We start from the raw sequence: 8417 nt of genomic DNA on the forward strand, positions 1-8417 counted from the left end.
CTCCCACTTTTCCCCTTTCCATCCCAACAGATGGGCCAGTGATTCCACCACTCCGGGATGCTCACTGATCAACGCCCAATAAAAGGCTTCATGATCTGCTGAAATGATTCTGTGAAAAAAAGCTTTTGTATAATGTTGGTTCTCCAAAGTGTTTAAGGGTTCAGCCAAAAGGTTAGCCTCGATGTATTTTGCCGCCATGTAGAGCTGACGCTTAAATTCTATGACATTATTGTCAACCAGGAGCGATTTGATCGCCATCACTTTTACATCTGAAGCAATAAGACCAGGTAAGTCCCATGAAAAATTCCCGTCTTTTAATCGTAGAACACATTCTACAAATGATTCCTCTCCTTCAACTGCGATCTCTTTCAGAGTCTCCAACTTCATTTGGAACCACCCCTTGTCTGTTCATTTCCATGCTCCCACGTAGTCTTCCTGTCTAGCGGTGAATTGCAGCAAACGCTGAAAAGTAAGATCGAACAGATCATCACGGGAATATAGATGGAAGCAAAGTCCCCCAGAGTGGAAAACAATCGCAGCAAAGCCACAATTCAAACCAACCAACAAGCCGGAGTAAATAAGAAGACAAGCCATTCTGGAAGAAAATTTTGGACAATCCTTGCCGTCGAGGAAAACATCACCTTCTACAAGGAAGAGCGTTTCCAGAAAAAATTGGGCGACCTTTCCCCTGTAGAGCATCAGGAAAAAGTCGCCGCATAACCGTTTTTTTCGTCTACTTGACGGGATCAAGACCCAGAACGTGCTTTTTAACTTCAGTTCTTAAATGACTCGCTTTTTCCTTGGATGAATCCTTACACTTGATCCTCTTCCATGATAATCAATCGTCTTCGATTAGTTATTTCCACTTTTGAGAGGGGGATGCCTTTTTCCTCGATATAATGATGAAACAGACCAAAGCTATCTCTCTGAACAGCCGTTCCTTTTTCCCAAGTTAAATCACACTCATCACAAGCATCAATCTCTTCCTTCAAACCTTTTACACTCAGTCGTTCCATGATTCCATTCCCTGCACATTGAGGACATAGTAAATATTCCTTACTTAAAGGGGGTTGATCATCGGGATTTTCTTCCTCTACAATCAACATTGGTTTCTTTTTAGTTACCTTCATGTTAGAAGGGGAAATCCCCATCTTCTTTAAATAGTCGTGCCATCGCCATTCAGAAGAGATGATGTCTAATTCCCGGTATCTTTTCCAAACCCGATTACAGTTGGAACAGATATAAAACCCGCGCTCCACTCCTGCCACTTCCATAAGATAAATCTGTCCTTCACTACAATTAGGACACCATAAATATTCTTTTCCCATGTATCTTTCTCCTTAGAACCTCCAATAAGTTTTTGTTTGGGATTCCATTTTTCACATGGAACTACGCGATTCAAACTTAAATGTTATCAGATAAAAAGCCCATCCAAAAACCTCTGGAGGGGCCTTTATTTTCAGTCTTAGGTGACTCCTCTTCCACTTTAATGATATCTGTTTTCAACTCTTAATACCTTAAATAGTGTAGAAAGCGAGCGAAACTGGACTTTACCGGATACAAAGTATCCTCCTTGGGGTCCCATAAAGAAACAGCAGGTTTTCCATTTCGGTAATCATGACACAAATAGGCTCCGGATAAACACTTGGCAAAGGGGTAACAGGAAGTGCCATGGAAGTGGTTTTTGTAGACTGTGTAGACATTCTCCTCCGATGCTTCATCCACTCGCAAAAGGTGATCCACACCCTCTCTCCCTTTTTCATAGAAAAACAGCCGAAGGTCCGGCTCCCCTCCATTGGATTTTAGAACCAACTTTTTGTAATGCCACGGATATTCAATTCCCCATAGGGCTTCCAGCTGGTCTAAATTCAATTTTAGTAATTCCGATGGAGTTTCTGAGGTATTCTCCCATTCAACATCATACTGAAGTCTAGTCAAAAAATCTTCGAAGTTCTGTGCTATGTAGTAGGGAGTGGAGTCTGATTCAAATGCTATTACTTGAGGTTGAGGATCTTCTCGGTAATCCAGGCAGACCGTTCCCCTAGCGCTTTTTCCAATCGGAAAAACATCTTTAGGGAGCCAAGTGGAAAAACGAACTTTCTGTTCGTGGACATGATGGCGGTCTCGCGGGTTGAAGCTATAGAGATAATGGAAGATCTGATAGCCTCCTTCATAGGTGCTTATCATCGGAATGGGTCCTCCGCCATTACAGGCCAAGACTACCTTTTTCAGTTCACTTGGTAGGGGAACTCCCCACTCCTTTTCCACTGCTTCAACCATCTCTGCAGTCGCCTCAGATTCCTTTCCTTCCCATTCGACCTCGATCCGTCCCAAAAGAGAATCTACGGGGTCTTTGGAATATCTCGGTGAAAGAACGCTGGAATAAGGACTGACTTCATCAGGCAGATTCAAAACTTTATGCACCGCTTGGACGGCTTGTTCAATGGATTCCTTCAACTCTTCTGCAGTGTAGACTTTCTCATCAAATACAGGCTTACACATATCACCCGTTACGGAGACGCTAACAGCTAATTTTTCAAAATTTGTGTGATCATAACAACCGACATCGATGACATATTTCCCTTCCTTATACACAACTGAAAGCATGTCTTGTTCTAACGGCCAAGGTTGATCTTTAAAGGGGATCCCTATCTCTGGGAAGATGCCACTATGAACCACTTTCCCTTCCCCAAAATCAATGTTTTCGATCATAAGTTTCACCTCTGATCTGTCTATCCTAATAACAATATCAAGGCATAATGTAAAAGCCCATCCGTAAATCTCCGAAGGGGCCTTGATTTTCAGTCTTAGATGACCTGTTTTTTCCTAGGATAGACCTTTACACTTGATCCTCTTCCATGATAATTAATTCATTCCATTTTTTTATTTCCGATTTTGATAGGGAGACCCCTCTCTTTTCGGTGTAACGACTCAACAGACCCAAGCTATTTCTCTGAATAGCCGTTCCTTTCTCCCAGGTTTCATTACACTCATCACAAACATCAATTTCTTCTTTTAAACCTTCTATGATCGCCCGATGGATGATTCCATTCCCGCCACAGTCAGGGCAAAATAAATACTCCTTTCTCGAGGGGGGCTGTTCGTCGGGATTTTCTTCCTCTACAATCACCATTGCTTTCTTTTTGGTCACCTTTATTTTAGAGGGGGGAAGCCCAGCTTTTTTCAAATAGTCGTGCCATCGCCATTCAGAAGAGATGATGTCTAATTCCTCGTACCTTCTCCAAATTCGTTCACAGTTGGAGCAAATGTAAAATCCGCGCTCCACTCCTGCTACTTCCATGAGATAAATCTGTCCTTCACTACAATTAGGGCATTTCAAATATTCTTTTTTCATATATCTTTCCCCTTAGAACCCCCAATAAGTTTTTGTTGGGGATTCCACTTTTCATACTAAACTACACGATTCAAACTTAAATGTTATCAGATAAAAAGCCCATCCGGAAACCTCCGAACGGGCTTTTTATCTTCAAGTTCAGATGATTCGTCTTCTTCTCGGATAGTCTTACACTTGATCCTCTTCCATAATGATTAATCGTCTTTGTTCGATTATTTTTATCTTTGGGGAAGAGATTCCTGCTTTCTCGATACATTCACCTAAAGTTAAGCAATCAATCTGAAGTGCCGTCCCCTTTTCCCATGCTAGGTCACATTCTACACAAACATCAATCTCTTCCTTCAAACCATGTATGCTCATTCGATGAATTACCCCATACTTCCCACAGAGCGGACATAGTAAATACTCCTTATTTTTTGAGGGGAGCAATTGATCCGCTGGGGCTTCTTCCTCTACAATCACCATGGGTTTCTTTTTGGTTACCTTCATATCGGAAGGGGAAATTCCCAACTTCATCAAATAGTCATGCCATCGCAATTCAGAAGCCAAAGAGATTTCTAACGCCCAATATCTTTTCCAAACGCGTCCACAATTGGAACAAGTATAAAATCCGTTCTCGACCCCTGCCACTTCCATAAGATAAATCTTTCCTTTCCCGGCTTCGCAATTAGGACAACGCAAATATTCTTTCTCCATACAGTTTCTCTCCTCTCAATCCCTTTCCTCGGGGCTTCATATTCTCATTTTAACGGATAAGCAGTAACTACTCTGCTTGTTCCTTTATCAACCACAATCCTTACAGTTTTCTCACCTTTTGTTCCAATTTTCTCTCCCATATAGACTTCGTAAATCTCTCTTTTGCTGGTTGAAACACTAGGTTTACCTCTTTTAGACCATGCTTCATCGACAATGGCGAGGATGTCTTTCCTACCGCCTTTAAAAACACTGTGCTCTCGTTTTTTGGGATTTGGTTTTCCGTGAGCCATTACATGCTCTACCCTATTTTTAAACACGTTATCGTCATCATCATAAATCAAACCACTGGGCGACTCGTAATACTTTTTCCCGTTTTTGTCATACTTTTTGGCTAGTTTACCGTGTTTTTGTCTTCGTTGCTCTAGTCGTTCCTTTTCTTTGGCTTTCTTTTTCTTTCTTTCTTCTTCTTTTTTCGCTTTCTCCTTTTTCTTTTCCAGATGCCGCTTCTCTTTCTCTAACTTCTCTTTCTTTCTCCTGATGGATTTCTCTGTTGGATCTCCGTGGCCTTTTCCTTCGGATTTGCTTAGCTTTTTCTCTAAAGACTGGATTTGATCATCCAGTTTACAGTTACATAACTTCTTTTTCAATGCCGAGGTGGCATGGTCTAGCTTTTTCGATCCAAACTGATATGCATCGTTGGCAATTTGGGTTCCTGTTCCGCCGAACAGTTTCTTGTCTAGGTAGCCGAGGCCTTTTCCGACCTTTTTGGCTTTTTTGGCGATCACGAAATCAATGGCAGCGCCGCCGGTTCGATCCCACCAATTCAGTTCTTCTCCTGTGTGCCAATCTTCCCCTGTGACTAACTCATAGACACTCGTAACTCCCACTGTATCCAAAGCGTCGTCCAAGAGGCCGCCTTCGCCGGTGTCAGTGACATAATTTACAGTGTCATCCCAGACGGAACTTACAAATTCCTTGGTACCATCCCAAGCGGATTCGGTAAAATCTTTTACATCATTCCAGCGGTCGCCCATCCAGTTCAAAAATCCGCTGTCTTCTTCTTCTTTAGGCGGAGACGGAGATTTCCCATTTGAGGGTGGTTCCTGTTCGGTTCCACTACTACTTTCATTTTCCGGATTCTCCCCTCCGGAAGGGGGGCTGCCTGTACTACCATTCTCCCCCTCGATGGCGTTCATGATGACCTGGATCAGGGGTTGCTCCTGTTGGGACAGTCCCGTATATAAAATAGAACCGAGCAGCACAACCAAGGCGACCAAGGCGACATATTCGAGAGTGGAGGCTCCCCTTTTACTCCAGCGGGGTGCGAATATTTTGAATGGATTTTTCATATTGCTACCCCTCTCACCACGGGAAAATGAGGATATCGAGTCCAAAGTAGAAGAAACACCAAAGGACTACTAGGCCAAAAAAGATCACCAGCCCTCCACGCCATGCGGAGTATTGGTGGACTTCCCCGATGCTTTTGGATAAATGAAGGAAATACCAGACATTTAAAATCAGGTCACATAGGATCAACAACATATAGAATAATTTCAATGGAGCGCTTCCATCGATCGAGGGTGTATCACTGGTGAACATTTCTTCTTGAAAGAGAAGGATCTGCCAGCACCAGATCATCAGTTTTCCGACAAAAGGTAGGGAAGCCCAAGCGACGGTGATCCGTATTTCTCGCCACTCTCCGGTTCCGCCTAGAAGCTTTCCAATTCCCCAAAACAAGCCACTATAAAGAAACCAAATCAAAAAACCGATCGGGATTCCTAAAAGGAGTGACCCCCCTACCAGCGTGGGAAAGGGGAGGTAGTCTCCCCAATCACCGCGGTAGAACAACTGATCCAGTGCAAAAACAATACCGAAGAGTGGAATCAGAGTATACAGCAAGAAGGGGGAGGTTCCATTCTGCAAGAGAAATCGGATCGTCTGACGGGGACGAACCCAGTAAGAGAGCAGAGGAGTTTCTTTTTCTGCCGTTGTGTTTTCCATAGTTGATCTCCTTTTTTAGAATAACAACATAAATACCAGCAGAAACGAAAAGATGAATCCGATGCAGACTAAAGAGAAGAAACCCTGCCATGGGGAGAAACGGTGTACTTCTCCCAAAGCCTTGGAAAGGGTGATAAAAAACCAAACATTGAGACTCATATCCACGATCCAAAAGAGAATAAACAAGAGCATCCCGATCGGGCTACTGTCCAACATCGGTGTCTGCTCAGTAAACATTTCCTTGCCAAATAAAGCGAGTTGGGGAATCCACAACAATAATTTTGCAATCAGGGGAATGGTGGACCAAGCAAATGCCACTCGAGTTTCGACCCAATTGGCTTTTCCGTCGAGCAAACGGCTGAAGAGATGGGATAAACCGCCGATCAGAAACCAAGTGATCCATCCATACAATGGTCCCCATATCAGTCCAAATAGGAAAATCGCCGGAAGTGCTGTGCTGTCCCCGAGTCCCCGGCCGGCGGCCTGCTCCAGATAAATGGCATAGCCTGACAAACAGATCAACCATACCAGGTGTTTTTTCTCTGTTTTTCCCACCCATTCTGCTATGGTTTCCTGAGGATGCAACCAAATGGAAACCCAGGGGCGGTCGGAATCCAATAAGTTCATTGAGACCCTCCTCAAGTCTTTTTTACGGAACGCTTGCATGGTGAACAGGTAACAGAATAAAGACAATACGCCCTTGGATCTGGTCCTGAGGGACAGGTCCGAAAAGGCGACTATCATCACTTTCAGATCGATGATCACCCAAGACAAAGACATGTCCCGCGGGAACACGGATCGGGGGCATCTCTTCCTTCGGCTTTTTCCTGTGCACATAGGGCTCATCCAAGGGCTTTTCATTGATGTAGACTTGCCCTGCCTGAATGGCGATCCGGTCACCGGGAATGCCGATGACCCGCTTGGCTGCAGCCGAGTCAATGTCTTCCCACTGAAACACGATGAGATCCCCCCGGTTTATTTCCCGTTTACCCGGGCGTACCAATACCCAGTCACCTTCGTGGACGGTGGGATCCATACTGTGTCCTTCGGCTTGATATAAATCGAATAAGGACACAAATAATAAACATCCAAATAGGAAGATTCCAATCAAAATACAAGTATGAATCATAGTTTTAAAGATTTCATTTCCCCTTTTTCGCAAGAACACGATCCATCTTTTTACCTCCGAGTAAAGAATATCGTATTATAGCAAATCCACACTTAAAAACATATCACCTATTCTAAAGAGAATCAATTCATTGATAAAAAAATATCAGAACCTCTGTTGATTCGGACAAAGGGACAAAGGGAAAACTCAATTATCCGATTAAAAAGCAGGATCGCGATATGAGGGGAAAAAGTGGGCCAAAAGTAAAGATGGAAATCTTTTGTTGTAGAATGGAGACATGAAGACAGTGGAGCAGAGCTAAGTGTGGATAAACCCCATTTTGGCTTTGATAAAAGGGCAGGAGAATGGGCTACTGGACCCGATGCTCCACACATTGGTTGGCAAACTTCTGGAAAAAGAGACAAGGGTGGAGGACAACGGGGGCATATCTTGGTGGATGATGTACCTACAGGACGACCTAGCGATCCAAAATAGAAAGGGAGGATTTGGAATGGGAACCTATGGAGGACAAGCAATTGAAGCGGCTGAGGCCAATCAGATCCGGTTAGTGGAGATTCCTCCGGATGAAATGAATCAGATTCGTCAACGGGTGATGGAGAAATTTGTGGCTCTGGAAGGGAGAAATAGTCGTTTTTTCTGGGAGTATATGCTTCCGCCGCGTGTCTCTGTTCTTAATGAAGAGGGCTGGAGATGGATGGGAGAGTTTGTTTGCAAATCTGAGGTGATTCTCTTTTTCGAGGAAAGCAGAGAGGAATATGGATTTCGGCTGTTCTCCGGTCCAGATCTGGTGAAAATTTTGGGAGAGATGACTGGGGGGGAAATTTACCTTACTGACCCCAAAATAAGCTACCTGTTGGTTCACAATCATCACGATCATTTACTATCATCAGGAGAAGCTGTGTCCGAATGGCTTTCAAAATATAAAACATCCGAATACGACTTGCTCACTCGTTACAGAGAGGAGGGAAAGATATAAAGACTAAAAATCTCCTTTCTTCCATTCGGTTACATTCTTTAATAACATGTCCAGTTGAATTGGACCCTCTTATGAGAAGATCCATATCCGTTGAGGGTATGGATCTTTTTTTCTTTGTTAAGATGATAAAAGCAATACCGGAACGCGATATGAGGGGAAAAGATGATCATCATGGAGATGCTATCCGAGAAGCATTTGAAATGATTGAAGAAGAAACCGGCATCAAGAAAAGTGAGTTTGAAGCGAAAAAGTGGGCCAAA

General features: G+C 43.5%; 12 protein-coding genes and 1 pseudogene. 4 read left to right on the plus strand and 9 right to left on the minus strand.

The genetic code is table 11. The features are described 5' to 3' along the window. The coding region (locus JOD24_RS15755) for a hypothetical protein (protein ID WP_429247319.1) at positions 1-381 on the minus strand (381 nt) is incomplete at its 3' end. Between the two features lie 120 nt (positions 382-501). Between JOD24_RS15755 and JOD24_RS15760 the strand changes: the two genes are divergently transcribed. Beyond that, positions 502-720: a hypothetical protein gene (locus JOD24_RS15760; protein ID WP_429247320.1), complete on the plus strand. Its 219-nt coding sequence runs from the start codon at positions 502-504 to the stop codon at positions 718-720. A gap of 92 nt (positions 721-812) precedes the next feature. Here the strand turns inward: JOD24_RS15760 and JOD24_RS15765 are convergent, their stop codons facing one another. The 8 genes from JOD24_RS15765 to lepB form a co-directional block, all read right to left on the minus strand. Then, on the minus strand, positions 813-1328 hold the full coding sequence (locus JOD24_RS15765; protein WP_429247321.1) for a hypothetical protein: 516 nt from the start codon (positions 1326-1328) through the stop codon (positions 813-815). Between the two features lie 181 nt (positions 1329-1509). Then, positions 1510-2712, minus strand: coding sequence for an SMI1/KNR4 family protein (locus JOD24_RS15770; protein ID WP_429247322.1), 1203 nt, complete (start codon positions 2710-2712; stop codon positions 1510-1512). Between the two features lie 127 nt (positions 2713-2839). Further along, complete coding sequence (locus tag JOD24_RS15775) at positions 2840-3355, minus strand: hypothetical protein (protein WP_429247323.1); 516 nt, start codon at positions 3353-3355, stop codon at positions 2840-2842. Between the two features lie 168 nt (positions 3356-3523). Beyond that, positions 3524-4051, minus strand: coding sequence for a hypothetical protein (locus JOD24_RS15780; protein WP_380167090.1), 528 nt, complete (start codon positions 4049-4051; stop codon positions 3524-3526). Positions 4052-4095: 44 nt separating this feature from the next. Further along, the gene (locus JOD24_RS15785) at positions 4096-5400 is read right to left on the minus strand and encodes a pre-toxin TG domain-containing protein (RefSeq protein WP_429247324.1); all 1305 of its coding nucleotides are present in this window, start codon (positions 5398-5400) and stop codon (positions 4096-4098) included. A gap of 13 nt (positions 5401-5413) precedes the next feature. Further along, entirely contained in the window at positions 5414-6052 is a 639-nt protein-coding gene (locus tag JOD24_RS15790) for a YIP1 family protein (protein ID WP_429247325.1), read from the minus strand. A gap of 15 nt (positions 6053-6067) precedes the next feature. Then, on the minus strand, positions 6068-6679 hold the full coding sequence (locus tag JOD24_RS15795) for a YIP1 family protein (protein ID WP_429247326.1): 612 nt from the start codon (positions 6677-6679) through the stop codon (positions 6068-6070). A 22-nt stretch (positions 6680-6701) separates the two neighbouring features. Then, the gene (gene lepB, locus JOD24_RS15800) at positions 6702-7181 is read right to left on the minus strand and encodes a signal peptidase I (RefSeq protein ID WP_429247329.1); all 480 of its coding nucleotides are present in this window, start codon (positions 7179-7181) and stop codon (positions 6702-6704) included. A 264-nt stretch (positions 7182-7445) separates the two neighbouring features. Here lepB and JOD24_RS15805 point away from each other — a divergent pair. The 3 genes and pseudogenes from JOD24_RS15805 to JOD24_RS15815 form a co-directional block, all read left to right on the plus strand. Then, positions 7446-7655, plus strand: a pseudogene (locus JOD24_RS15805) (polymorphic toxin type 47 domain-containing protein); the annotation flags it as partial. A 16-nt stretch (positions 7656-7671) separates the two neighbouring features. Then, positions 7672-8157: a DUF6756 family protein gene (locus tag JOD24_RS15810; protein WP_429247327.1), complete on the plus strand. Its 486-nt coding sequence runs from the start codon at positions 7672-7674 to the stop codon at positions 8155-8157. A 71-nt stretch (positions 8158-8228) separates the two neighbouring features. Then, the coding region (locus JOD24_RS15815; protein WP_429247328.1) for a hypothetical protein at positions 8229-8417 on the plus strand (189 nt) is incomplete at its 3' end.

The sequence above is a fragment of the Kroppenstedtia sanguinis genome (genome assembly GCF_050433445.1).
Classification (GTDB): Bacteria; Bacillota; Bacilli; order Thermoactinomycetales; family DSM-45169; genus Kroppenstedtia; species Kroppenstedtia sanguinis.

What these genes read in the sequence shown, in the direction of transcription:
- JOD24_RS15760 (WP_429247320.1), top strand. Translation starts at nt 502, where the DNA reads ATGGAAGCAAAGTCCCCCAGAGTGGAAAACAATCGCAGCAAAGCCACA.
- JOD24_RS15765 (WP_429247321.1), bottom strand. Translation starts at nt 1,328, where the DNA reads ATGGGAAAAGAATATTTATGGTGTCCTAATTGTAGTGAAGGACAGATT.
- JOD24_RS15770 (WP_429247322.1), bottom strand. Translation starts at nt 2,712, where the DNA reads ATGATCGAAAACATTGATTTTGGGGAAGGGAAAGTGGTTCATAGTGGC.
- JOD24_RS15775 (WP_429247323.1), bottom strand. Translation starts at nt 3,355, where the DNA reads ATGAAAAAAGAATATTTGAAATGCCCTAATTGTAGTGAAGGACAGATT.
- JOD24_RS15780 (WP_380167090.1), bottom strand. Translation starts at nt 4,051, where the DNA reads ATGGAGAAAGAATATTTGCGTTGTCCTAATTGCGAAGCCGGGAAAGGA.
- JOD24_RS15785 (WP_429247324.1), bottom strand. Translation starts at nt 5,400, where the DNA reads ATGAAAAATCCATTCAAAATATTCGCACCCCGCTGGAGTAAAAGGGGA.
- JOD24_RS15790 (WP_429247325.1), bottom strand. Translation starts at nt 6,052, where the DNA reads ATGGAAAACACAACGGCAGAAAAAGAAACTCCTCTGCTCTCTTACTGG.
- JOD24_RS15795 (WP_429247326.1), bottom strand. Translation starts at nt 6,679, where the DNA reads ATGAACTTATTGGATTCCGACCGCCCCTGGGTTTCCATTTGGTTGCAT.
- lepB (WP_429247329.1), bottom strand. Translation starts at nt 7,181, where the DNA reads ATGATTCATACTTGTATTTTGATTGGAATCTTCCTATTTGGATGTTTA.
- JOD24_RS15810 (WP_429247327.1), top strand. Translation starts at nt 7,672, where the DNA reads ATGGGAACCTATGGAGGACAAGCAATTGAAGCGGCTGAGGCCAATCAG.